This is a genomic window from Sphingobium wenxiniae, assembly GCF_007830065.1.
Classification (GTDB): Bacteria; Pseudomonadota; Alphaproteobacteria; order Sphingomonadales; family Sphingomonadaceae; genus Sphingobium; species Sphingobium wenxiniae.
This window is the reverse complement of sequence record NZ_VLKK01000030.1, coordinates 1-22,367: the sequence shown is the minus strand read 5'-3', so window position 1 is coordinate 22,367 and position 22,367 is coordinate 1. Positions and strand designations below refer to the sequence as shown.

Here is a 22,367-nt window from a genome sequence, read left to right as displayed (position 1 = left end):
CCACCTTGCGCCTGCGGCTGCTCAAGGTCGCTGCGCGCGTCGTAGAAAGTGCTAGCCGCATCCGCATTGCCTTCGCTTCCGCCTGTCCGGATGCCGACCTGTTCCGCGCCCTCGTTCTCCGGCTGAAGCCTGCGCCGACGTAGCCCATGCGGCAGCGCCGCAGAACTCCGAGCCCAGCCCTTCAACCCGAAAAGCCCATCAATCCGAATGCGGTGAAACAAACGCCAGCGATGCCGGTCGTCCGCGCAATACAGCCAGCCGCAGCAAATGCCCAGAGCGGACCCGAAACCGAGCGTCGTGAATAAGAGAGGCTAGTCCCAACAGGCGAGCGGTCGCGGACCGGCAAATCAATTGCAGATACAATTGTCCCCCAATCTGGGCACCTCCAAAAACCCCTCGTCAAACGGCGCATGATTTGATTCACTGCGGTTGACAGGAGGTGGCGATGCGTCAGTCAGGATTGTTCGGTTTATCGGATCATTTGAAGCGGCTGTCGGCGCATGGCGATCCGCTGGAAGAGCTGTCGCGGATCGTCGACTTTGAGGTATTTCGCTCGACGCTGGTCGCGGCTCTGGCCTACGGGGATGGATCAAAGGGCGGCCGTCCGCCGTATGATCCGGTGGCGATGCTCAAAGTGCTGATCCTGGCCGCGCAGAACAACGTCAGTGACGCGCGGATGGAGTATCTTATCCGGGATCGGCTGAGCTGGCTGCGCTTCCTGGGCTTCGATCTTGGCGTCGCGACGCCGGATGCCAACACGATCCGGCTGTTTCGGGAGAAGCTCACCGAGGCCGGCGCGTTGGACGAGCTGTTTGCCGATTTTGATCGCCAGCTCAAGCAACAGGGCTACCTCGCCATGGGCGGGCAGATCGTCGACGCGACGCTGGTGGCCGCGCCCAAGCAGCGCAACACGCAGGCCGAGAAGGATGCGATCAAGGACGGAAAGACAGCCGGGGAGATCTGGCCCGAGCCCGCCCGCTCGGCGCAGAAGGACACGGATGCGCGCTGGACGCTCAAGTTCGCCAAAGGCCGACCGGCGGCGAACGGAAGGCCGCAAATCGACATCGCGATTCCCAGCTTCGGCTACAAGAGCAGCATTGCGATCTGCCGCGCCTTCGGCTTCATCCGCAAGGGCAAGGTCACCGATGGCGCGCGCTTCGATGGCCGGATGCTCCGGGACGTCGTGACGGGCGACAATACCGCTTCGGATGTCTGGGCCGATACGGCTTACCGCAGCCAGGCCAACGAGAAGTGGCTCAAAGCGCAGGGGCGCGTCAGCCGGATCCATCGCAAGAAGCCCCGAGGCAAGCCGATGCCGGACCATGTCCGGCGAGCGAATGCCACGAAATCGAAGATCCGCGCCCGGGTCGAACATGTGTTCGCGCAGCAGAAGGCCAAGATGGGGCTGTTTATCCGCACTATCGGCATCAACCGCGCCGAGGCCAAAATCACGCTCGCCAATCTGGCCTACAACATGAACCGCCTGATCTTCCACGAACGACGGGCAGCCATGGGATAGCTGCGCCCGCAAATCAGGAAAACTTACGAAAAACAGCCGTAAGCGCGGACCAATGGCCAGCGTTCACTCTACCACCTCCGCCGTCCGCAGATAACCACTCAGATCACCGTGTTGATGGAGGTGCCCATCTTTTGATTGGTGGAGCGCGTGGTGCCGTCGGGAATGAAACGGAGCGCTAACGCTGTGCCGATCGGTGTGAGCACAATAACAATTATGCCCATGGAGTGTACGGCAAAGGACGCATCAATACCTTTTCCACCAGCGAAAGAGGCAGTCGTCATAGCAAGAACTAGGCCAGCCGTGGTTCCGGCTTGCCACCAACTGAAGACACGCGATCTCCCCTCATATTCATTGCTTAACCCGGCGGCGAGGCCAAGTTGGGAGAGAATGACCAACGAATAGCCGATATAAGTTATTATGAGCGCGACTGCCAAGTATGTCGCCGAGTAGCCCGGCTTCGGGAAGAACAGCATGCCCGCCCCGATCATCACGAGCGGCGTTCCGCCAGCCAACCAGGGCTTGAATCGACCCCAACGCGTCGCAGTACGGTCCATCATCAGACCAAGTACTTGATCGATGGCGATATCGAACAGTCGGACGAACATAAAGGTCGCCCCTATGACCGCGAGATCAAGCCCAACGACACGCGCATAATGTTCCGGAATAAACGTCGTGATCGGAAGGGTGAGTGTCGCCATGGGAACTGCGACACTAGGCCGTAAACTCATAAAATGCCTTGAAGGATAGCGGTTTGCGTGATTCAGGAGCCTTCAGTTTTGGAGGGTTTGATGGCACGACGGCGGTATGAACTGACAGATCGGGAATGGGCGATTATCGAGCCGTTGCTCCCCAACAAGCCTCGCGGCGTGGCCCGCGTGGATGACCGGCGGGTTCTCAACGGTATCATGTGGCGCTTTCGCTCTGGAGCGACGTGGGCCGAAGTTCCTGAGCGCTATGGGCCTCCGACGACCTGCTACAATCGGTTCGTGCGCTGGCGCAAAGCTGGGGTCTGGGACCGGCTTCTGGCAGCGGTTTCTGCCGGATGTAATGGCGAACTGGTGATGATCGATTCCACCTGCATGCGCGTCCACCAGCACGGTGCGACGGGCAAAAAGGGGGAAGCTGCGATCGTGGCATGGGACGTTCCCGGGGCGGCCTCACCAGCAAGCTCCACGCTCTTGTCGATGCTGACGGACGCCCTGTCAGCCTGAGACTGACAGGTGGGCAGGTCCACGACGCCTGTGAGGCTGAAGCGCTGATCGAGGCCATTCCAGAAGGCGCAACCCTGCTGGGCGACAAGGGATATGACAGCAACGCCATCCGCGAGGCCGCAGCGGCCAGGAACGTATGGGCCAACATTCCCAATCGATCCAACCGCAAACAGCGCTTTGCCTTCTCGCCCTGGCTCTACAAACAGCGAAACCTCGTCGAGCGCTTCTTCAATCGCATCAAACAGTTCCGCGGCATCGCAACCCGCTACGACAAAAACCCAGCCAACTTCCTCGCCGCCATCAAGCTCATCTGCGTTCGCCTCTGGTGCGCCGCATAATGAGTCTACGCGCTAGCCAGGGCGGCGAGGGTCAGTCGATCGCGACCGACAAGACCTTTCAAGCTTCGCTCCTTGCGAGACAGCGAGGAAACGACTCCATCGCTTCGCCTAGGCAGGCGCCGCTTTCCCCCTGTTCTAATCATTCCGAATGAACCTTTCGAGCCATCGAAGGCGCCGACTTCAAGCGACCGCGCGCAGGCGCGCGAAGGCCAAGCCAAAGGAAACGACAATGATCATCGCAATCCCCTAGAACGCCCCCGTCGACATTGGCCATCGCCGCACCTGCGCACTGAAGTCGCTGATGCGACACGTGTCCCCGCGCGCAGTTCGCGGAGGATGCACAGAACATCGCGTGATTGGCGGGCAATCCGCTCAGCGATGGCTATGCCCTGCCCCCTTTGGTCAGGGGTTCAGATGCTTACTGAGATTGCCGATCAGGTCGGTTAGGCTATAATCGCGAAACCGGAAGCGCCAGACTCCATCCACCCGCTCGAACTCGTCATGGTAGCGACCGCAGATGATGGGATGGAGAGCGCAGTCGCCCACTTGCTGAAGCACCGTATAATAGCTGCGGCAAGTACCGGTCCCCGCCGCCTCGTCAACCTCGATGATCGGATTGGTGATCACATGCTTGGTGCGCGGCGTACCGTCGTCATACAGGGTGACGCGGCCCTGCCAGAGCGCCAGCACCCCAGCGTGATCTAGCTCACCGTCGCGGGAAAGGACACGCGCATGAAGGAACAAGGCGGCTGCGCCCTCGAAATCGCCGGAATCGACATATTCGGCATAGCGGTACAGGAGGTTCGCGATTGCAACTTCGCTATTGGCCATGAGAATCTTCCTTTTTTAATCGTTGACGGCCGGTGCAGCGCGAGAAATTTACGGCACGCGGCAGTTGACTTGCGGGGTCATTTGGACAGCAAGAATTCCGTCAGTTCATCCGCCAGCATGTCGAGGCCCACGGTGATATCGGGCGTCCCTTCAAGAATGGAAAAGGTGTAGGAAACCTGCTCAATCTTGAACAACATCATATAGATGCTTGCGCGCTTCCTCTCGCGATCCAGTCCGCTCAAACCCTCCAGGCTGAATGCCTTGTGGCGCTCGCCCAAATGCCTGATCGCGGTCTCACGATGCTTGACCACAACATGCTGCCTTTCAGGCATGTGGACGAACGCGACCGGAAACAGGTGCATCGAGCGATGCCGCTCCTCCATGGAATCGCGGAAGTGCTGAAGCCATGCACGTACTCTCGGACGGTCGGGGGCTTCGGTTTGGGCCAGCTCGTCATAGATCGCCATCTGCGTCGCCATGTCCTGCATCAGCAGATCAAACAGTATCTCATTCTTGCCGGTGAAATGCAGGTAGATGGTGCCCCGGCTGACGCCTGCTTCCGAAGCGATCTCTTCGATGGATACTTCCTCGAAAGTCTTGGCGTAAAAGGTCTTCCGCGCCGCCTTGCGAATTATTTCAAGCGTCATTTCCTTTTGAATTTCACGCAGGCTCGGCTTTTTGGTGGTCGAAGAGGGCATCCATATTTTCCATACAGGCCGAGGTAAGCATCCAGCATAGGGCGGCAGCGTAACGATGTCACCCGGCACTTCTCTCGATCGGCGCGGCAGGGTCCCGCCTGGGCCGCCCGCCACCTCTGGCGGGGGCCTCCTTTGGAAGGGCGCAGACCGCACGCAAGCGGGGGGCGATGCGACGACGTACTCAAGCCTCACCGGCGATCTGCCACCAGCTGAACGCCGTCCCATTGTTCGGCCTCCTGTTCCATGTGCAAACGCGCTGCCGCGCCCGCAGGCACCAGCGCTTCGGAAATCTCAATCATCAGCCCGCCCGGCTCGCCGCTGTCAAAGTAGGCGAAGCGGGCATCGGCCGCGCGCGAACCACCTTCCTGAATCAGGGGAAGGCCTTTCGAGACCAGTTCGGCCTTCTTGGCGTCGAAGGTCGGATGGTCGGCATACCACGCCGCCACATGTTGCGCCCCTTCGCGCCCGCTGTCGAGGAACTCGCGCCAGACACTGGGGACGTCATTATGCTGCTGGATTAGTTCGACCTGCAGCGGGCCCGAATGGGCGAAGCACAGGGTGACGTCCGGGGCCGGGCTGGGCTTCCCGCGAAAGATGAAGTCGTCGACCGTGAAGCGCATGGTGAAGAAAGGGCCAACGCCCAGCCTGCCCCACTGGCGCATCGCTTCCTCGCAATCGTGCACGACCATGCCGAGTTGCCGTATTCCGCCAAACAGGATGCTCATCTCTTATCTCCCTTGAATGTCCGCATGGTCGGCCAAAATAAAGTCGGCGGCCCGCCACGCCACGGCCATGACCGGCCCGTTCGTATTTCCCGAAACCTGTGTCGGCATGATCGAGCAATCCGCCACCCGCAATCCATCGACTCCCCGTACCCGCAGGCGCGGGTCCAGGACGGAAGCGGCATCGGCGCCCATCCGGCAGGTGCCGACGGTATGGAGGCAGGTGCTATCCTCATGGCAGGCGGCGATGATCTCCTCATCCGTTTGCACTGCCGGGCCGGGAAAGGCTTCTTCCACCAGGAAGCGCTCGAGCTGCGGCTGGGCAAGCAATTTCCGAACATAACGGAACATGTCGATGATGACGCGGCGGTCATAGTCGGTGGTCAGGAAATTGGCCTGGATGGCTGGCGGGTCGCGCGGATCGGCAGAGCGAATGCGGATTTCGCCCCGGCTCTCGGTGCGGAGCGGATAGCCCATGAACATGAGGCCCGGCTGCTTCTCCACCTGGGAGCCGGCAATGCCGCGTACCGGCGATAGCGCCCAGAAGGTCAGCTGGGCATCGGGCCGGTTCAGCTCCGGCCGTGTCCGCACGAAGGCGTTGATGTCATAGGTCGCCGCCATCGGCCCGGTTCGGGTCAGGAAATAACGGGCGCCATTCCAATATTTGCGCCAGCCCCGCAGCTGCTTATTGAGGCTGTGCCCGCAGACGCGCATGGTCATGGTGATCATCTTGTGCTCGCGCGCATTGCGCCCGACCTCCGCCAGGTCGCGAACCACCGGAATGCCCAAGTCGTCCAGCAGCGCGGCGGGGCCGATGCCGGAATGCTGGAGCACAGCCGGGCTCTGCAAGGCACCTGCGGAAAGGATCACTTCCCGCTCGGCACCATAGCGCACTTCCTCGCCGGCCCGCAGGCAAGTGACGCCCATCGCCCGCCCATCCCTAAAATCGATCCGGCTGACCAGAGTGTCCGTAACTACGGTGACGTTCGGACGCTTCATCGCGGGCCGCAGAAACGCATCGGCCGCGCTGACGCGCCGTCCCTTTCGAATCGTGCGGGGGCTGTAGCCAATGCCTTCCTGATCGGGCCGGTTGAGATCGTCACGGACAGACAGGCCCATGGCCTCACCCGCCTTCAGCAATGCCTGGGTAAGCGGAGTTTTCTCCTTCTGCACCGAAATGTGGAGCGGGCCGCCCACCCCGCGTACGCCATCGTCGCCAAGCTCATGGTCCTCCATGGCGCGAAAGACGGGCAGCATCTGGTCCCATCCCCAGCCCTCGCAGCCAAGTTCCGCCCAGCCGTCATAATCCTCGGGCTGCCCCCGGAAGTACAGCATGCCATTGAGCGAGCTGGAGCCCCCGAGCATGCGTCCGCGCACCCAATAATGCTGCTTGCCCGTCGTTGGATCAGGTTCAAGGGCATAGAACCAGACCCGCTTTGCATTCTTAAGAGTAGCGAACAGACCCATAGGCATCGGGATGAAGGGGTGATTGTCGGGAGGCCCCGCCTCGATCACCAGAATCTGGAAGCGGCCGTCGCGGCTCAACCTGTCTGCCAGTACGCAACCGGCCGAACCCGCGCCGATGATGATAAAATCATAGCTTGCATCCTGCGCCGAACCGCCTCGCTCGTCCGCGGTATCCCGACCTTCTGCCATCGTCATCCTCTCACCCGCCAGCCACCGTTCCGTCACCGGCCATTCACAAATCGAACCATTGGTTCATTCACTTGACTATTGTACATTGAATTGTATTGTGTCAACCATTCGCCGGCATTGGGGGTTTGCGACACCGCATCCCGCACAGAACCGAGGCAAATGAGGAGGGGAAAAGGATGACAACCACAGTAAAGGCATTGTTGCTGACGAGCGCCTGCGTCATGGGACCCGCGTCTGCACTCGCACAGGCGCCCGCCCAGCCACAGATTGAAACGGCTGACATGGCGACCGCCAGTTCATCGGATATCATCGTCACCGCTCGCCGGCGCGCGGAACGGCTTCAGGACATTCCGGTCTCCGTTAGCGCCTATGACGATGAAACGCTCAAACGCGCCGGGGTCACGCAACTGGACAATCTGGCGCAAGTCTCCCCCGGCTTCACCGCTCAAGCCTCGCCGTTCGGCGGTGGCGCGATGACCGTCACCATCCGCTCCCAGCGGCAGTTCTTGCCGAACGTGGTCTATGATCCGTCGGTTCCGATCTATTTCGCCGACGTCGTGCAGGCACGCCTGCAGGGCACCGGACAAGCCTTGTTCGACCTGCAGTCGGTCCAGGTACTTAAAGGCCCACAAGGCACATTGTTCGGCCGCAACAGCACCGGCGGGTCCATCCTGCTGTCGCCGACCGCGCCTACCGATACCGTTGGCGGCTATGGCGACCTGACGATCGGCAATTATGACCAGCGCCGGCTCGAGGCAGCGCTCAATCTTCCCATCGCCGAAGGCGCCCTGCTGCGCGTCTCCGGCATCTATGACACCCATGACGGCTATATCGACAATCCCAACACCGGCCGCGACCTCGACGACCGCCACAGTTGGGCGCTTCGCGGCTTCCTGCGGCTGGAACCGGCTCCCGGCATCCGAAACGACTTGATCATCCAGGCAGCGAGGGATCGTGGTGAAGGGTCCCCCTACAAGCTCATCGCCGTGAATCCCGCGGGTCCGGCGGCCTTTGCCGCAGCCGAACTCACTGCGCTGGCGCAGCGAAGCTTTTATACCAGCTTTTCTAACTCTCCCCCAAACGGAACGCGGATCAATAGCCTGATGGTCGTCAACACCACGACCTTCGACTTGGGCGGGGCGACCTTGAAGAACATCTTCGGCTTCCGCAAGGTTAAGGCGGCGCTCTATTCCGATCTCGACGGATCGTCTTACTCGATCCTGGACATCAACGAGACGGTCCGGGCCAAGCAATACTCCAACGAACTGCTGCTCCAGGGAGCGCTATGGGACAACAATCTGGAATATACGCTAGGCCTCTTCGGTCTTCAGGACAAGGGCAAGGAAGGCCAACTCACCCAGGTTTTCGGAGCCGGTCCGAACAATGTGGTCAAGTCCTTAGATGCCATAAATTCCTCGCTGGCCGGCTATGCGCAGCTAACATACCATCTGCCCTGGCTGCCCGGCGTCTCCGCTACCGTTGGCATTCGCGAAACCAAGGACTGGCGTAAGCTCACCACTGAGCCGCGGTTTACATCGGGCAATTGCCAGAACCTGGGCGCCGACAACCTTCCGCTTCCCAACAACGCCTGCGCCGTGAAGATCAAGGCAACCTTCGATCAGCTCACTTGGACGCTTGCGCTCGACTGGAAGATCAATCGCGACCTTCTGGTATATGTCACCAACCGCAAGGGGTATCGGGCCGGCGGTTTCGTCGATAACGCCAATTCGCTGGCGACCTTCGTTCCGTTCCGCCCTGAAACGGTGATCGATACCGAGATCGGCCTGAAGGCGAGCTGGCAGGCCGGCGGCGTGCGCGGCCGGACTACAATCGCCGCCTATTACGACAAATATGACGATATCCAAAAATCAGTCACCGACCTGGTTCCCGACCCGGCCAATCCGGGCAACCAAGTCTTCGTCGGCACGATCATCAACGCCGCGTCAGCGACGATCAAGGGCTTCGAGATCGAGCAGAATTTCAATATCGCCGATGTGGTCGATCTGAACCTGGGTTACGCCTATTCGGACGCATCCTATGACGATTTCGTTCTGAACTCCGGCGCCGACTACACCAATGCGCCCTTTGCATCGGCACCGAAGCACGCGATCACCGGCAGCGTCCGTTTCCATGCCCCCGCTGAGGACAAGGGCGACTTCTATCTGCAGGTGGACGGGTTATACAAGTCGCGGACTGTCGTCGGAGATGTCACGTCCTTCAATCCGGTAAACCAGTCGATTTACCCGACCGCCATCATTCCCAGCTACGCCGTCTTCAACGCCCGTGTGGATTGGGAGAATATTCTCGGCAGATCGCTAAACGCTGGCATTTTCGTGCGCAACATCACCAACAAGAACTATTATGCGTCGGGCATCGACCCATATCCGACCCTGGGCATAACGACTCGCCTGCCGGGTGCGCCAAGGACCTATGGCGTCGAAGCACGGGTGTCTTTCTGATGTCGAGCAAGAATGGAGAGTTTCGTCATGATTGAACCTGCTTCCAACAGTGGCGGCCGCCGGCCGCCTTTCACTGGCTATTTCAAGCTGATCTACGTCTGTGCCGATCTTGAAAAAAGCGCGCCTGCCTTTTTCAATGCATTCGGCACGCACGAATTTGACACGCGTCGCGATGTGATTTTGAAAACGCCCGATGGCGGCGAGGCGGTGGTTGATATGAGCTCTGCCTGGATCGGCGCGCTCCAGGCCGATCTTGTCCAGGCCAAGTCAGACTCCAGCGGCTATTTCGCCGCCCAGAACGACCGTCCCAAGCTGCATTCCACCGGCCGCCTATTCGCCTCCACCGAAGACGCCGAAGCAATGGTCAGCCGAACTGGCGGTCTCGGCTATGCCGTGCGCCCCCTAGCGGACAATCCGGAAGGCCGCCTGTTCAGCATCGACTCGGCCATCCTTGGTCACAGCATCGAGGGCATCGTCCTGCCTGAGGCCGAACGCGAACGGCTCCAACGCCTGCCCGGCATCGGAACGCAGCAGTCTTTCGACAAGGGTCAGGCCCCATTCCCCGGCTTCTACCAGTTCACTTACATCACCAACGACTTCGACAAGGCGAAGGCGGTGCTGTGCGACCTGCACGGTATGAAATCCTTTATGGAATTCACGCCGCTGGAGGTCCCGCTCAAAGACAATCAGATCGGCCGGATGAACTGCGCATTGTCCTATGTCGGCGCGATGGAAATCGAGGTGATGAACCCCGTGGATGGCGCGGTTCAGATCTACACCGACATGATGCCCGAAAGCGATTTCGTCATCCGACATCACCACATCTCGCGCCTGTTCGCAGATTATGACTCCTTCGAAGGGCGTGGGCGTGAGTTTGCCGCCTGGAGCCATCCGCCGATCGCCGACAATTTCCCCGGAGAACGCGACGTTTCCCGCTTCTATTATGTCGATTGCCGCGAGGAAACCGGGCACTATTTGGAATCGGCGATCTTCGACGGGGACACCCGTGCCTGGATCGACACGATCCCGCGGATCTGACGGGCCAACGCGGTGCGCATCTTCCTTATCGGCGGCTCGGGTTATGTCGGTCGCCACCTGACGCGGCGGCTGGCGGCGGAGGGGCGCCAGGTGACGGCGCTTGCCCGCTCGGCCGGCGCGGCCGACATAATCGCACAGGCGGGCGGGCGGCCCCTGCTCGCTTCGCTGGACGATGCACCGGCGGTTGCGCAGGCAAGCGACCTTGCCGACGCCGTCATCTATGTGGCGCAGTTCCCAACAGTCGCCGAAGAGACATGCGCGGTCCGCGCCGGACTCGACCGCTGCGCCGGCAAGGACAAGATCTTCGTCATGACATCCGGCACGGGCGTTCTGTGCCGCGACCCTGGCGGCGGCTGGAGCGAGCCGGTCCATGCCGAAGACGATCCGTTCGATCCTCATCCCCTGCTGCGCGACCGCGTACTGCTGGAAGACGAGGTGCGCGCGCGCTCCGGCGAAATCGGCCGCGCGATGGTCATCCGACCACCCCAGGTTTACGGCCATGGCGGCAGCGTTGCCTTGCCCGGCATGATCGCCGAGGCGCGCCGGCGGGGCTTCGTCCCTTTTGTCGGACCCGGCCTCAGCATCTGGTCCAACGTCCATGTCGACGACTTATGCGATCTGTATATCCGCATGCTCGATGCGGGGAGCGGCGGATCACTGTATCATGCTGTTGGCGGCGAGCATTGCGAGCGCCATCTCGCCCTGGAGGTCGGGAATGCGATGGGCCTTCCGGCGCGCAGCATCGCCATTTCCGACATTGCCGGCCCCTATCGATCGCTGGCGGGATGCTCCAGCCGGTCTCGCGCTATCCGGTCGCGGGATGAGTTGGGCTGGCGGCCGCGATCGACGGACATGTTCACCGATCTGCTGTCGGGATCCTACTTCACCGCCTTGCAAGATGAAGGAATTCTATGACCACAGACGTTCATTGCCAATGATCGGCTTTTCGATGAGCGAAGTCACCATTGCGGAATGACTGGCCGCGCCGGCACGCAGGCCAGCCACTCCTCCTGTTCGGAAGCAAGTCCGCCACCGAGTTCCAGGCGCGCGAGCCGGGCATTCTCAAGATCCTGGTGCCGCCAGGCGAGATTCGCGCCGCGACGCAGCATAGACTGGATCATCGCATCGCTCATTGATCCCGCCGGGCTTATCCGCTGGATTGGCGGGCTTGTACAGCGGCGGGCTGCGGATATTGTCATAACCAACATTTCCGCAGAGGCGCATATTAGGGCCGGAAGACCGCGGACGTGCTTTGAGACTGGAGAGGAGCGACTTAATGACGCGCATCGTCCTTCAAAACGCCAATCTAGTCGATGGGAACAGTCCGCCGCGACGCGCCACCATCGTGCTGCGCGGAGACTGCATCGAAGCAGTGTGCGCCGAGCCGCCGATGGCTGCTCCGGATGACCAGCTGATCGACCTGGATGGCCGTACCGTGATGCCCGGCATGGTGCTTGGCCACTATCACGCGAGCTACAAGGATATCGGCGCAGTGCCCTCGCCGTTCGGACTTGAGGCGTCGCCTTCGCTGCAGGCGATGCGGGCGGCAAAGAATTTCCGGCTTGCGCTCGAATGCGGTTTCACCGCAGTGATCAGCGCAGGCGCGCCCCACGGCATCGACGCGGCGATGAAGGCGGCGATCGAAGAGGGAACAATGGTCGGGCCTCGGATCATGGCCTGCGGGCGCGATGTCGGCACCACTGGTCACGGCAATGATCTGAGCTTTCCCTCGTACATGCAGATCGGCGCGTCGGGCGCAGTGGCCCGGTGCGATGGACCGGAGGAATTCCGCAAGGCGGTGCGCCAGGAGATCAAGGACGGAGCGGAGATCATCAAAATCTTCGCCACCGGCGGTCATGGTACACATCCGCCCGCCGCGCAGTGGCAGTTATCTAGGGAAGAGTTGGCGGCCGCCATCGAGACCGCGAATGAGCGCGGTGCGAAGGCCCGCGCGCACATTGCCAACGTCGATGCCATGCTGTTTGCCATCGATCATGGCATCCACATCCTTGACCATGGCGATGGCTTTGACGACGCCTGTATCGAAAAGTGCCTCGAACATGGGACATTTCTGGCGCCAAGTCTGCATTTCCCCAAGGTCATGATGGCGATCGCCGCTGGCTCCGTCTATGCCGAGGGCATGCGGCCGGACTTCGAATGGATGGCGGCCATTCTTCCCAAAGCGAACGCCGCCGGCGTCAAGATCATCCTGGGCGACGATTATGGTGCGATGGGCTTTCCGCATGGTTCCTATGCCGACGAACTTGATCTCTACGTCAACGACATCGGCATTCCCGCCGTCGACGTCATCCGCTGGGCGACCAGATACGGTGCCGAGGCGATGGGCCTTGGCGACCGATGCGGCACGATCGCGCCCGGTAGGCTCGCCGACCTGCTCGTGGTTGATGGAGACCCGGTGGCGGACATCCGGATATTGCGGGACCGAGCTAAGTTGCTGGCGATATTCAAGGGCGGCGTCGGCTTCAAAAACGAACTTGCCAGTTTAGTCGTTAACGGCACTGCCTGATGGGGTGAGCGCCTCTCCCCCGACGGCATCATGTGCAAGACAGGTGAGTCGAGCACCTATGAGCAGGAGGCGTCGGTCGGAGAAGTTAGCGATGGGTTAGATATCGCGAAGTCGATTTTTCATGCACCCGGTGCAGATGCCGCTGTTTGTGGCGGACGGTCAATCCGTTCCTCATCTCGCGGAACCAAGCATGGGTGTTGGCATAAGCTACGACTTCAACGATGAGATCTTGTCGACGGTTCTGCTGATCGGCAAAACCAAAGAAAAGGTTCATGCCGGCATTTTCCAAGCCCCGGACCACCGATGAGATTTCGAGCAAGAGCCGGGTCGCGGCGGGCCTTCGCTGCAACAAGACGGGCGGCGCAAAGAAGACGATCTGGAACGTCAGCGAACGCTATGACTTCAGCGATGTCCTCTATGTCGAGGGCGTCGGCGGAACCTCCTTCCTGCTTCCCGACGCTTCGTCGCTTTACGGCATTGATCCTGGCGCGAGGGGCAGAGAAAACCCATCAGGAAATTCAGCCGGATCGCGAGAAAAACGATCAGGCAGCGTAATGTCGAGCGCATCCCGGCTGTTAATCCGACAGAAAGACTGCGCTGGAGCAAAGACGGCCGATTACGCCGATCCGGTACGTGCGAATCCTGCGCGGCGCCAAGATCATACTCTACACTTATCCATCCCGAGAAATAGAGCGGCTGCTGGATGGCCCGGAGATCATCGAAGGATGGCGAGACCCCGACCGCCACATTCTCTGATTGGCATCGCCGCCAAATCGCACTATGAGCGCTCTCGGGTAGCTGCCTCGGCACCTGCCCATGATCGCGCCGGTTCCCCGAGAGGGGATTAAAATGGGAAGGCGGTGCGGATGGTTGCTTCCATCCAAATCCGCAGCTGTCCCTGCAACTGTAAGCGGCGAGCGCGATGCACATCGCTTCCTCTTCGGAGGAAGCAGCCACTGGGCCGCACGCTAAGTCATGCGGGGCCTGGGAAGGCGTGCATCAAGCCCTGACCCGCAAGCCAGGAGACCTGCCGGCGTTCTGGTCGCTCTTGCCTGGATCCAGGGGATGATCAAGGCACGGTATACGTCCGTCTGAGCGACGAACCATGCGGCTGGGGCCGCATCGGGGCACGATAGCGGGCGACAAGCGCCCGTCCGTCGTCGTGTGCCGACCGTTCGTTCGTCCACCGGCATATGCCGGCAATCAGGCGAAGCCGGTACGCCCCCGTCCGAAATGTTGCTCAGGCGCAAGGGGGTATACACATGACCAGAACCATATTGCGCGCGCTGATGACCGGCGCCGTACTGCTGCCGACCATCGGCTTCGCACAGACTCCGCCGGCAAACGAACCCGAAAAGGTAACCGACACGATCGTCATTACCGCCAGCCGCGGCGAAGGGGGGATTTCCACCGGGACACTCGGCTCCTCCGCGACGGTGATCCAGCCCGTTGACCTGCAGAACCGTCAGACGGTCATCGTTTCCGATGTGCTGCGCGATGTACCCGGTATTTCGGTCAACCGGACCGGACCGGTCGGAGGACTGACCCAGGTGCGCATGCGCGGCGCCGAAGGCAATCACACCCTGATGCTGATCGACGGCATCGAGGCGGCCGATCCCTATTTCGGCGAATATGACTTCGCAACACTGACATCCGATCCCGGTGCGCGGGTCGAAATCCTGCGTGGCGAACAAAGTGCGCTTTACGGGTCGGACGCCATCGGCGGCGTCATCAACTACATCACCGCCAGCGGCCGCGAAATGTCGGGTTTTGCCGCCCGGCTGGAAGGCGGATCGTTCGGCACCATTGACGGCGCGGTGCGTGGCGCCGGCAATGCGATCGATGCTGGCGGCAGCTACACCAACAGCGCCTTCTATGCGCTGGCGGGCGCCAATTATGCGGCGCTGGATGACCGATCTTTCCGTGCAGATGAATAATTCCCATCGCCGCTATCTCGATGACAATGGCATGGAGACGAATGGCGACACCGGCCGCCGCCGCAAGGTTTCGCTCGTTTCGACGCTGAAGCTGGGCGACGACAATGTCGTGCACGCGATCACGGGCGCGGTCGATTACGAGCATGAGGAATATCGGGGCACAGCCTCTACCATCACGGGCAACAATCCGTTTAAGGACAACGACAACTGGGGTCTGGTCGGCCAGTATCAGCTGACGATCAACGACCGGATCGGCCTGGGCGGATCGGTCCGCCACGATTTCAACCAGCGCTTCCGCGACGCCACCACCTGGCATGCGCAGGCGAGCTATCGCTTCGATTTCGGCACGCGCCTGCACGCGGCCGGTGGTACCGGCGTTAAGGCACCGACCTTCTCCGAACTGTTCGGCTATGCGCCGGATAGCGGCTACATCGGTAATCCCGACCTCAAGCCTGAGAAATCGACCGGCTGGGAAGTCGGCGTCGAGCAATCATTCCTCGAAGGAGGCGGGCGCATCGACATCACCTATTTCAATGCCAAGCTGCGCGACAAGATCACCTATGCGTCCCTTTATCCGCTGCCAGGCTATACCTATGTGAACGCGGCCGGCTCGTCGCCGCACCAGGGCGTCGAGGTGTCCGCCAATTTCAATCTTCCGGCGGGCTTCAAGTTCGACGCCAGCTATACCTATCTCGACGCGAAGGATGACGCCGACACCCGCTTGATCCGCCGTCCGAAGAATATCGGCAGCGCCAACCTCGTCTAGGCGCGGGCAAGACCACGCTCATCCGCCACCTTCTCCAGAATGCGAAGGGCCGCAGGCTGGCGCTGATCGTCAACGAGTTCGGCGATGTCGGAGTCGATGGCGAGTTGCTGCGCGGCTGCAACGAGGAGGCCTGCCCGGAAGACGACATTGTAGAGCTGGCCAATGGCTGCATCTGCTGCACCGTCGCCGACGACTTTCTTCCGACCATGCAAAAGCTGCTCGACCGGCCCAGCCCGCCCGAACATATCATCATCGAAACATCGGGTCTTGCGCTGCCCAAACCGCTGGTGAAGGCTTTTCAATGGCCCGACATCCGAACCCGCGCGACCGTGGACGGCGTGCTGGCGCTCATCGATGCCGATGCGGTCGCCGCTGGCCGGTTCGCGACCGACGAAGCGGCACTGGCCCTTGCCCGCGCCGCCGACCCTTCACTCGACCATGACAGCCCGCTTGAGGAACTGTACGAAGATCAACTCGCTTGTGCCGACCTCGTCATTCTCAACAAGTCCGATCTGGTCGATGGCGACACGCTGAGCCGGATTGAGGGCGATATCTCCGCAGACATCCGTAGCAGCGTGAAGATCGTGCGCGCCGATCATGGCGCGGTCGATGCCAGAGCGAGCCGGTCACCAATCCGCGACTTTCCGATGCGGATGGCGCGACGCTCATCCTTGCCAATCCCAACAACCCCGATGGCCGCCTGCGAGGCCGGGAGGAACTGCACGATCTGATCGCGCGACGGGGCCGCAAGGGCTGGCTGATTGTCGACGAGGCCTTTGCAGACACCAACCCCGCGCTTTCCGTCGCCGACGAGGTCGCGGAAGGTCGGCGGCTGCTGATCTTCCGCTCTTTCGGAAAATATTTCGGGCTCGCCGGCGTCCGGCTTGGGTTCGTCGTCGGGCCGCCCTCCTTCCTCGCAGCTGTGCGGCAAAAGCTCGGGGCATGGCCCTTGTCGGCGGCAGCCATCGCGATCGGAACGGCCGCCTATCGCGACCGTGACTGGATATCAAGGATGCGATTGCGCCTCACGGCAGAGGCTGTATCCCTCGATACGGTGCTAAGCGAAGCCGGACTGCGTCCCATCGGCGCTTGCCCGCTCTTCCGCCTTGTCGAAACGGATAATGCGCAAGCGCTGTTCGAGACGCTCGCGGCCAGAGCGATCCTGACACGGCCTTTCATAGAGAACCCCCGATGGCTTCGGTTCGGTCTTCCGGCCGACGAAAATGCCTTCGTCCGACTGAAGGAGGCCCTTGTCCATGGCTGAACCCGTCGCCTTGACAGCGCTTGTGCTCGATACCGCCATCGGGTGGCCGACGGCTCTCTATGCGCGCTTTGGTCATCCCGTGGGCCTTTTCGCCCGGATCATCGACCGGTGCGAGCGCCGGTGGAATCGACCCGAACGCCCGGAGCGGGAGCGGCAGCTGCTGGGCATCACGACGCTTTGCCTTCTCATTGGCGTTGCGGGCGGGTTCGCGCTGCTTGTCCAGATCGTCATTCTGCACCTTTGCGGTCCGTCAGGCTGGCCGTTGCTTTCCCTGCTGGCCTTCCCCGCGCTCGCGCAGCGCAGCCTGTTCGACCATGTCCGCGCCGTTGCGAATACACTGGCGAAAGGCGATCTTGGTGAAGCACAACGCGCTGTCGGCATGATCGTTGGGCGCGATACCGAAACGCTGGACGAAAGCGGTGTCGCGCGCGCCGCGATCGAGAGTCTTGCTGAAAGCTTCTGCGACGGGATCGCCGCGCCGCTCTTATGGCTTCTGGTCCTGGGACTCCCCGGGATTTGGGCATATAAGGCGATCAATACGGCCGACAGCCTGATCGGCCATAGGGAGGAGCGTTGGCGCGCATTCGGCTGGGCGGCCGCGCGCGCCGATGATATCCTCAACCTGCTCCCCGCCCGCATCGGCGGTGCAGTGATCTGCGTGGCGGCTTGGGGTGGCTGGCGGACGATGATCCGCGACGCGCGCAAACATGCCTCGCCCAACGCCGGCTGGACCGAGGCCGCCATGGCTGGTGCGCTTGATCTTCGTCTGGCGGGACCGATCGCCTACGATGGCGCTAGCCACCACAAGCCGTGGATTGGCGATAGCCGCAATACCGCCGATGCGCGAGACATAGAACGGGCGCTCACCATTTATATCCGGGCCTGCCTGCTGCTCTGGATGATTGCGGGAGCGGCGGCATGGCTGCTCTGATGCTGTGCACAGGATGCGATGTCGGGAACGCGGCGCTGGTCGCTTCCTTCGACGACATAGCGTCCGGGTGCGAACGGCACGTCGGCATCATAGCCTTGATCGCGCTCGCGACCGCAATGCGGGGGAATCGATCGTGAAGGGCCGAAGCCTTTTCGTGCTGGGAGGCGCCCGGTCCGGGAAAAGCCGCTATGCCCAGAGTCGGACCGAGGAGACAGGTCTCACGCGGCTTTTTATCGCCACCGCGCAGGCGTTTGACGGGGAGATGGAGGATCGGATCGCGCACCATCGCCAGGAACGAGGCGGCGCCTGGAAAACCATCGAAGCGCCTATCCACTTGGCGCCTGCCATTCGGGAAAATGCAGCAGCCGATACCGTTCTGCTGATCGACTGCCTGACATTGTGGACGTCGAACCTGATGTTGGCGGGGTTTGATATCGCGGCGGCCACGGAGTTGCTGACCGATGCGATCGCGGATGCACATGGCCCAGTCATTCTGGTCTCGAACGAAGTTGGGTTGGGCATCGTGCCTGACAATACGCTCGCACGCCGATTCCGGGATGCGGCGGGCATCGTCAATCAGCGCGTCGCGGCAGCCGTGGATGAAGTGCAGTTCCTGGTGTCGGGCCTCCCAATAGCGGTGAAGCAGAAATCGAGAGGCTGACCTCCTCCTTCCTTGTCGGACAGCCCCGCGCAATGATATTGCACACCGGCCGAGTGAAAATTGATAAGGCCCGCGTTGCTTCGCGACCGCCTCGCCAAGCACGGTATCGCAGGGACCGGGGCTGTTCGCGGGACACTACATGACCAGATTCTTTGTGCGCATTCCCGCGTGCGTCATAATCGATGTCACTTGGACGGCCGTTCGATCGATCCGGAACGGCCAGCTTGCGCCAGCTTGCGCATAGGACAGGATGATGCGGCGACCATCGTTACGGCTGCGTCTCCTTCGGGCTCGACCTAACCGTGTGACGATTGATCTTTCTATGATCCCGCAGGCTCGTTATTGATCGGAATTATGTCCAACGCTGAACAAAGACCGGCGCGCATCCTGACCTGGCACTCGGGCGATAATAGATTCGAACTGGTCGTGCATACCGACAAATCCACTTTGCTGCTGTTCGACGGTCAGATCGTCGAGCTTGCGAACTCGGATTGGACCGCGCTGGCCGAAGCCGTCCGGATGGTCGTTCCAAGTGCGAGCGAAGGTGGGAAGGCCAAGGTCGCGAAAGCGAGGAAGCCGAAGCAGTCCGCCGCCAACCAGGGGAGCCGATGGACCCCGGAAGAGGACAAGAAGTTGCTGCACCTCTGGCAGGAGGATGGCGTCACCATCGAAGATCTGATGCAGTGCTTCGGGCGCAACGGCGGTGGGATCACGTCGCGATTGGTCCGGCTAGGCGCATCTCCTACTCGCGACGATATCCGGACCGAGAGCAAGCGGCGCGCAGAGTCGATTTCTTCAACGAGCTAGGGATCAGCCATCTGCGACCGAGATCAACGCCACAAGCTCTACAGGGGCAACTGCATCCAGGAAGTCGCCTGCTGGGTGCATTTCCGGCGCAAGATATTCGAGAACCACACAACAAGCCCGACGCCGTTGACGAGCAACCTGCTGGATCGGATCGCCGCTCTCTACCGGATCGAGAAGAGATACGCGGGCAGCCGCCTGACCAACGCCGCAAGCATCGGCAGGACAGAAGCAGGCGTCAGGTGAACGAGTTACGCTCGGTCATCGACGATGCGCTGCGCCGCCTGTCACCCAAGTCCAACATGGCCAAGGCGCTCAGCTATGGCCGCAAGCGGTGGGATGCGCTCACACGCTACATCGACGAGGGCGCCGCCGAGATCGACAACAACATCGCCGAGCGCGCGATCCGCCCCGTGGCAACGACCGATTCATACTACACCTCCTCTTCAAATGTCCGGAAACAGGGACTTTTGGTTTTCCATTTTGATGCGACACGGGCCTCTGTGACGCGGGAACTGGGTCACTTCGTCCTTTTCCAGGTCCGTGGCTCGGATTTGGTGCGGCGCATCGGGTACAACTTGCTCGGTAGGGAGCACGCCCTCCTTGATCAGTCGACGGACCCGATGGGCAGTAACCCCAAGCTTTTTGGCGGCTTCGGTCAGCGTGAGCCACTCTCCATTCTTTTCGGCGGATCGGTAGCCGTGGATTTTGTGGACAGTGCGCAGCGAGCCGACACGGCGCGCTGTCCAGGTCTTGCCTTGTCCGGTTTGCATTCCCATCCGGTTGAGAGTGGCGGCAATGTCTGCATCGGACCACCGGGTGGCCATGGAGCGGATGATGGCAAGGGCGGCTTCGGGCGTACTCTGGCCATGTTCGCCTGCTTTGGGTTTGCGAATGCGCAGCTGAGAATGTTGGCCACCTTTCCAGTGGATCGTCAAAATGACTTCACGTTGCTCTTCATCGACATCAGCGATGATATCGGTCACGAGCGTGCGGAGGAGCTGCTGACGACAACGCATGTCGACGTTAGGCGAGCGCCAAGCGGTCTCCAGGTCGGTGGCAATGCCAGCAAAATCGGGCGCCGGCGCGGCCAGATCGATTTGTCGCGCTTGGGCCAAACCCGCTTCATAGGCTTCAACACGCCTGAGCGCTGCTTCCCAGCTATTCTCAAGTTGGGCAGCGATCAGGCGGTTATCAGGGTCGCAGGCAGCATAGCGACGTTCAGCGAGAGATGCCTCGTATCGGGCTTGCTGCAAGTCCAGCTCCACCATGCGGTGCCGTTCTTCCAGATTATCCCGATGCGCCCGATCAGCTTCCATTGCGGCCTCGATCGCCATCGGCGTCACGGCTCTCAATATCTCTTTGCCTATGGCAGGGTCGATGCGAGATGCGCCAAAAGTCATGCATCGTGGCTTGGCCAGCATCTGGTTGATACGTTCGCAGCGGTAATAGGGATGACCCGGAGGCCGGCCCGAATAGACAACGCCCAACCGTCTTCCACATCGGCCGCAGGTGAGCAGGCCCGCGAGCAACGCGCGGCCACCACGACCCGACTTGATGCCGCCCTTCTGTCCGAACGCGTTGACGGCGATATGGCTCTGGTTCCTCTCAAACTCACTCCAATCGATATAGCCTTCGTGATGATCCTGGAGCAGCACTTCCCACGTTCCAAAGGGCTTGCTGTGGCCGTAACTTTTGCGTGCCCTGCCATCGACAATCTCGGTTCGCTTCTCGCTTTTACCATAGACATAGACCCCAGCGTAGAAGGGGTTCTTCAGGATCGAAATAACGCTTCGATAGCGAACCGGCACCCAGTCGAAGGACACCGTTTTGCGGCCGTCAGAAGGGCGGGGAAAATGGAAATTGTCAGCTGTCAGCGAAATCAGCACCTGGCGGGCGCTGCCAAGCTCGCGGAAACGCGAAAAGATGAGGCGGATCGCCTCCTGTACCCGGATATCGGGATCCAGCCCCAGGCCGTATTCGCGGTGCCAGATATAGCCGATCGGAACACTGAGGCGCAGTTCTCCCCGCCTTGCCTTGGCGCGCGCCGCGTCAAGCATGCGTGTTCGCAAAATGCCAAGCTCAAACTCGCTGATGCTGCCCTTCATGCCCAACAACAATCGATCGTTTGGTCGACAGGGATCGTATACCCCGTCGAGATCGATCACGCGCGCTTCAACCAGGCCACACAGCTCCAAAAGGTGGTGCCAGTCCCGGCCATTACGGGAAAGGCGCGATGCGTCCAAGCAAAGCACCGCGCCAACCTTGCCCGTGCACAGGCCGCTGACCAGTCGTTCGAAACCGGGGCGGTCGACAGTGCCGCTGGCGGTCCGACCAAGGTCATCGTCGATCACCTCGACATCGTGAAATCCCCAGCGTCGCGCAACATCGACAAGCTCATATTGTCGGCGCTGGCTCTCCAGGTTGTTCTGGACCTGACCCGGGGTCGACTGTCGGACATACACCACAGCTTTGCGCTTGAGCACCGTGACTGGAAGGAGATCATTGCCCGTCATCGCTGGCCTCCTTCGCCGCGACGCCGGCTGCGGCCATCAAGAGGGTCGCCAGCCTGGCAACAACGGCGCTTCGCTGCGCCTCGCTCAGGCCTCGCATCTGCGGCGTATCGAGCGGCATGCTCAGCTGCTGGGTCAGCATCGGTAGCGACGAGGGTCGTGGTAGTGCCTTCATGGCGCGCCTCCTGGATGGCCGTGAGTCCATCCGTCGAAGTCTGCCTGAAACCGCGATCGGTAAGCAGTCCATGAAGCTCTACAAGCCCAATCACCGCAACGCGCGGTTCGCCCATCTCCATGTCGGCGCACAACGCCCTGTCCAGCATCCACTCTGCGACCTGGATGATCTCACCCGGCCTGATCTCTACCCGGATGATCGCGCCATTGGCCCGGTCCTCGCGGCCTTCATGCCGAAAACGACCGCCGTAATATGGATGCCAGCGATAATGAAACTCTACCATCTGCCCGACATGGGCAGAATGACCCTGCGATGGC

23 protein-coding genes, 2 pseudogenes and 1 riboswitch are annotated in these 22,367 nt (G+C 61.2%); of the genes and pseudogenes, 17 read left to right on the top strand and 8 right to left on the bottom strand.

Annotation, left to right across the window (positions count from 1 at the left end; all coding sequences use genetic code 11):
• Both IQ35_RS19280 and IQ35_RS19270 read left to right on the top strand, forming a co-directional pair.
• The coding region (locus IQ35_RS19280; RefSeq protein ID WP_199739996.1) for a transposase at positions 1 to 143 on the top strand (143 nt) is incomplete at its 5' end.
• 302 nt (positions 144 to 445) lie between these two features.
• Complete coding sequence (locus IQ35_RS19270; RefSeq protein ID WP_145075811.1) at positions 446 to 1,519, top strand: IS5 family transposase; 1,074 nt, start codon at positions 446 to 448, stop codon at positions 1,517 to 1,519.
• A gap of 98 nt (positions 1,520 to 1,617) precedes the next feature.
• Here IQ35_RS19270 and IQ35_RS19265 read toward each other — a convergent pair whose 3' ends face one another.
• Complete coding sequence (locus tag IQ35_RS19265; RefSeq protein ID WP_158636717.1) at positions 1,618 to 2,217, bottom strand: MFS transporter; 600 nt, start codon at positions 2,215 to 2,217, stop codon at positions 1,618 to 1,620.
• 90 nt (positions 2,218 to 2,307) lie between these two features.
• On the opposite strand from IQ35_RS19265, the gene IQ35_RS21965 reads away from it, so the two are divergent.
• A protein-coding gene (locus IQ35_RS21965) for an IS5 family transposase (RefSeq protein WP_145075817.1) occupies positions 2,308 to 3,068 on the top strand; the annotation gives its coding sequence in 2 pieces (ribosomal slippage) (positions 2,308 to 2,644 and positions 2,644 to 3,068; 762 coding nt in all).
• 402 nt (positions 3,069 to 3,470) lie between these two features.
• On the opposite strand, the gene IQ35_RS19255 is transcribed toward IQ35_RS21965, so the two are convergent.
• From IQ35_RS19255 to IQ35_RS19240, 4 genes are all read right to left on the bottom strand, one after another.
• Positions 3,471 to 3,899, bottom strand: coding sequence for a nuclear transport factor 2 family protein (locus tag IQ35_RS19255; protein ID WP_021244820.1), 429 nt, complete (start codon positions 3,897 to 3,899; stop codon positions 3,471 to 3,473).
• A gap of 77 nt (positions 3,900 to 3,976) precedes the next feature.
• Positions 3,977 to 4,711: a TetR/AcrR family transcriptional regulator gene (locus tag IQ35_RS19250; protein ID WP_184205062.1), complete on the bottom strand. Its 735-nt coding sequence runs from the start codon at positions 4,709 to 4,711 to the stop codon at positions 3,977 to 3,979.
• Positions 4,712 to 4,785: 74 nt separating this feature from the next.
• Complete coding sequence (locus IQ35_RS19245) at positions 4,786 to 5,322, bottom strand: VOC family protein (protein WP_145075802.1); 537 nt, start codon at positions 5,320 to 5,322, stop codon at positions 4,786 to 4,788.
• 3 nt (positions 5,323 to 5,325) lie between these two features.
• Positions 5,326 to 6,975, bottom strand: coding sequence for a GMC family oxidoreductase (locus IQ35_RS19240; RefSeq protein WP_145075814.1), 1,650 nt, complete (start codon positions 6,973 to 6,975; stop codon positions 5,326 to 5,328).
• Positions 6,976 to 7,151: 176 nt separating this feature from the next.
• On the opposite strand from IQ35_RS19240, the gene IQ35_RS19235 reads away from it, so the two are divergent.
• The 3 genes from IQ35_RS19235 to IQ35_RS19225 are packed head-to-tail and all read left to right on the top strand — an operon-like array spanning position 7,152 to position 11,387.
• A complete protein-coding gene (locus IQ35_RS19235) occupies positions 7,152 to 9,434 on the top strand; it encodes a TonB-dependent receptor (RefSeq protein WP_145075799.1) in 2,283 nt (760 codons plus the stop codon).
• Positions 9,435 to 9,446: 12 nt separating this feature from the next.
• Positions 9,447 to 10,472: a hypothetical protein gene (locus IQ35_RS19230; RefSeq protein WP_021244815.1), complete on the top strand. Its 1,026-nt coding sequence runs from the start codon at positions 9,447 to 9,449 to the stop codon at positions 10,470 to 10,472.
• Between the two features lie 12 nt (positions 10,473 to 10,484).
• The gene (locus IQ35_RS19225; RefSeq protein ID WP_021244814.1) at positions 10,485 to 11,387 is read left to right on the top strand and encodes an NAD-dependent epimerase/dehydratase family protein; all 903 of its coding nucleotides are present in this window, start codon (positions 10,485 to 10,487) and stop codon (positions 11,385 to 11,387) included.
• 44 nt (positions 11,388 to 11,431) lie between these two features.
• Here the strand turns inward: IQ35_RS19225 and IQ35_RS21125 are convergent, their stop codons facing one another.
• Complete coding sequence (locus IQ35_RS21125) at positions 11,432 to 11,605, bottom strand: hypothetical protein (protein ID WP_158636715.1); 174 nt, start codon at positions 11,603 to 11,605, stop codon at positions 11,432 to 11,434.
• A 143-nt stretch (positions 11,606 to 11,748) separates the two neighbouring features.
• On the opposite strand from IQ35_RS21125, the gene IQ35_RS19220 reads away from it, so the two are divergent.
• The 10 genes and pseudogenes from IQ35_RS19220 to IQ35_RS21955 form a co-directional block, all read left to right on the top strand.
• A complete protein-coding gene (locus IQ35_RS19220; protein ID WP_145075796.1) occupies positions 11,749 to 12,999 on the top strand; it encodes a metal-dependent hydrolase family protein in 1,251 nt (416 codons plus the stop codon).
• 121 nt (positions 13,000 to 13,120) lie between these two features.
• The gene (locus IQ35_RS21960) at positions 13,121 to 13,306 is read left to right on the top strand and encodes a hypothetical protein (RefSeq protein WP_376699497.1); all 186 of its coding nucleotides are present in this window, start codon (positions 13,121 to 13,123) and stop codon (positions 13,304 to 13,306) included.
• Positions 13,307 to 13,808: 502 nt separating this feature from the next.
• Positions 13,809 to 14,048: riboswitch (cobalamin riboswitch) on the top strand.
• Positions 14,049 to 14,261: 213 nt separating this feature from the next.
• A complete protein-coding gene (locus tag IQ35_RS19205; RefSeq protein ID WP_158636714.1) occupies positions 14,262 to 14,936 on the top strand; it encodes a TonB-dependent receptor in 675 nt (224 codons plus the stop codon).
• Positions 14,908 to 15,702 carry a TonB-dependent receptor plug domain-containing protein gene (locus IQ35_RS19200; RefSeq protein WP_158636713.1) on the top strand — a complete coding sequence of 265 codons (795 nt, stop codon included), beginning with the start codon at positions 14,908 to 14,910 and terminating at the stop codon, positions 15,700 to 15,702. The genes IQ35_RS19205 and IQ35_RS19200 overlap by 29 nt, the downstream gene beginning before the upstream one ends.
• 20 nt (positions 15,703 to 15,722) lie before the next feature.
• A pseudogene (locus IQ35_RS19195) lies at positions 15,723 to 16,319 on the top strand (GTP-binding protein); the annotation flags it as partial.
• A 50-nt stretch (positions 16,320 to 16,369) separates the two neighbouring features.
• Positions 16,370 to 16,966: an aminotransferase class I/II-fold pyridoxal phosphate-dependent enzyme gene (locus IQ35_RS19190; RefSeq protein WP_081659704.1), complete on the top strand. Its 597-nt coding sequence runs from the start codon at positions 16,370 to 16,372 to the stop codon at positions 16,964 to 16,966.
• The gene (gene cbiB / locus IQ35_RS19185; RefSeq protein ID WP_021244808.1) at positions 16,959 to 17,897 is read left to right on the top strand and encodes an adenosylcobinamide-phosphate synthase CbiB; all 939 of its coding nucleotides are present in this window, start codon (positions 16,959 to 16,961) and stop codon (positions 17,895 to 17,897) included. The genes IQ35_RS19190 and cbiB overlap by 8 nt, the downstream gene beginning before the upstream one ends.
• Positions 17,898 to 17,910: 13 nt before the next feature.
• Positions 17,911 to 18,558 (top strand): bifunctional adenosylcobinamide kinase/adenosylcobinamide-phosphate guanylyltransferase, encoded by a 648-nt coding sequence (cobU, locus tag IQ35_RS19180; RefSeq protein ID WP_081659703.1) that lies wholly within the window; start codon positions 17,911 to 17,913, stop codon positions 18,556 to 18,558.
• A gap of 354 nt (positions 18,559 to 18,912) precedes the next feature.
• Entirely contained in the window at positions 18,913 to 19,365 is a 453-nt protein-coding gene (locus tag IQ35_RS19175) for a hypothetical protein (RefSeq protein ID WP_145075786.1), read from the top strand.
• Positions 19,366 to 19,374: 9 nt separating this feature from the next.
• Positions 19,375 to 19,775: pseudogene (locus IQ35_RS21955) on the top strand (IS66 family transposase); the annotation flags it as partial.
• Positions 19,776 to 19,808: 33 nt separating this feature from the next.
• Here the strand turns inward: IQ35_RS21955 and IQ35_RS19165 are convergent.
• Positions 19,809 to 21,878 carry a recombinase family protein gene (locus IQ35_RS19165; protein WP_037487473.1) on the bottom strand — a complete coding sequence of 690 codons (2,070 nt, stop codon included), beginning with the start codon at positions 21,876 to 21,878 and terminating at the stop codon, positions 19,809 to 19,811.
• A complete protein-coding gene (locus IQ35_RS19160; protein ID WP_037487474.1) occupies positions 21,865 to 22,050 on the bottom strand; it encodes a hypothetical protein in 186 nt (61 codons plus the stop codon). Before IQ35_RS19160 ends, IQ35_RS19165 begins: the two co-directional genes overlap by 14 nt.
• A 70-nt stretch (positions 22,051 to 22,120) precedes the next feature.
• On the opposite strand from IQ35_RS19160, the gene IQ35_RS19155 reads away from it, so the two are divergent.
• Positions 22,121 to 22,367: hypothetical protein (locus IQ35_RS19155; RefSeq protein WP_158636712.1), on the top strand; the 247-nt coding region annotated here is incomplete at its 3' end.

Coding starts and splice junctions, on each gene's coding strand:
- IQ35_RS21960 (WP_376699497.1), top strand. CDS start 13,121: ATGCACCCGGTGCAGATGCCGCTGTTTGTGGCGGACGGTCAATCCGTT.
- IQ35_RS19240 (WP_145075814.1), bottom strand. CDS start 6,975: ATGGCAGAAGGTCGGGATACCGCGGACGAGCGAGGCGGTTCGGCGCAG.
- IQ35_RS19220 (WP_145075796.1), top strand. CDS start 11,749: ATGACGCGCATCGTCCTTCAAAACGCCAATCTAGTCGATGGGAACAGT.
- IQ35_RS19160 (WP_037487474.1), bottom strand. CDS start 22,050: ATGAAGGCACTACCACGACCCTCGTCGCTACCGATGCTGACCCAGCAG.
- cbiB (WP_021244808.1), top strand. CDS start 16,959: ATGGCTGAACCCGTCGCCTTGACAGCGCTTGTGCTCGATACCGCCATC.
- IQ35_RS19245 (WP_145075802.1), bottom strand. CDS start 5,322: ATGAGCATCCTGTTTGGCGGAATACGGCAACTCGGCATGGTCGTGCAC.
- IQ35_RS19270 (WP_145075811.1), top strand. CDS start 446: ATGCGTCAGTCAGGATTGTTCGGTTTATCGGATCATTTGAAGCGGCTG.
- IQ35_RS19205 (WP_158636714.1), top strand. CDS start 14,262: ATGACCAGAACCATATTGCGCGCGCTGATGACCGGCGCCGTACTGCTG.
- IQ35_RS19175 (WP_145075786.1), top strand. CDS start 18,913: ATGTCCAACGCTGAACAAAGACCGGCGCGCATCCTGACCTGGCACTCG.
- IQ35_RS19200 (WP_158636713.1), top strand. CDS start 14,908: ATGACCGATCTTTCCGTGCAGATGAATAATTCCCATCGCCGCTATCTC.
- IQ35_RS19230 (WP_021244815.1), top strand. CDS start 9,447: ATGGAGAGTTTCGTCATGATTGAACCTGCTTCCAACAGTGGCGGCCGC.
- IQ35_RS21125 (WP_158636715.1), bottom strand. CDS start 11,605: ATGAGCGATGCGATGATCCAGTCTATGCTGCGTCGCGGCGCGAATCTC.
- IQ35_RS19255 (WP_021244820.1), bottom strand. CDS start 3,899: ATGGCCAATAGCGAAGTTGCAATCGCGAACCTCCTGTACCGCTATGCC.
- cobU (WP_081659703.1), top strand. CDS start 17,911: ATGCGATGTCGGGAACGCGGCGCTGGTCGCTTCCTTCGACGACATAGC.
- IQ35_RS19165 (WP_037487473.1), bottom strand. CDS start 21,878: ATGACGGGCAATGATCTCCTTCCAGTCACGGTGCTCAAGCGCAAAGCT.
- IQ35_RS19235 (WP_145075799.1), top strand. CDS start 7,152: ATGACAACCACAGTAAAGGCATTGTTGCTGACGAGCGCCTGCGTCATG.
- IQ35_RS19265 (WP_158636717.1), bottom strand. CDS start 2,217: ATGGCGACACTCACCCTTCCGATCACGACGTTTATTCCGGAACATTAT.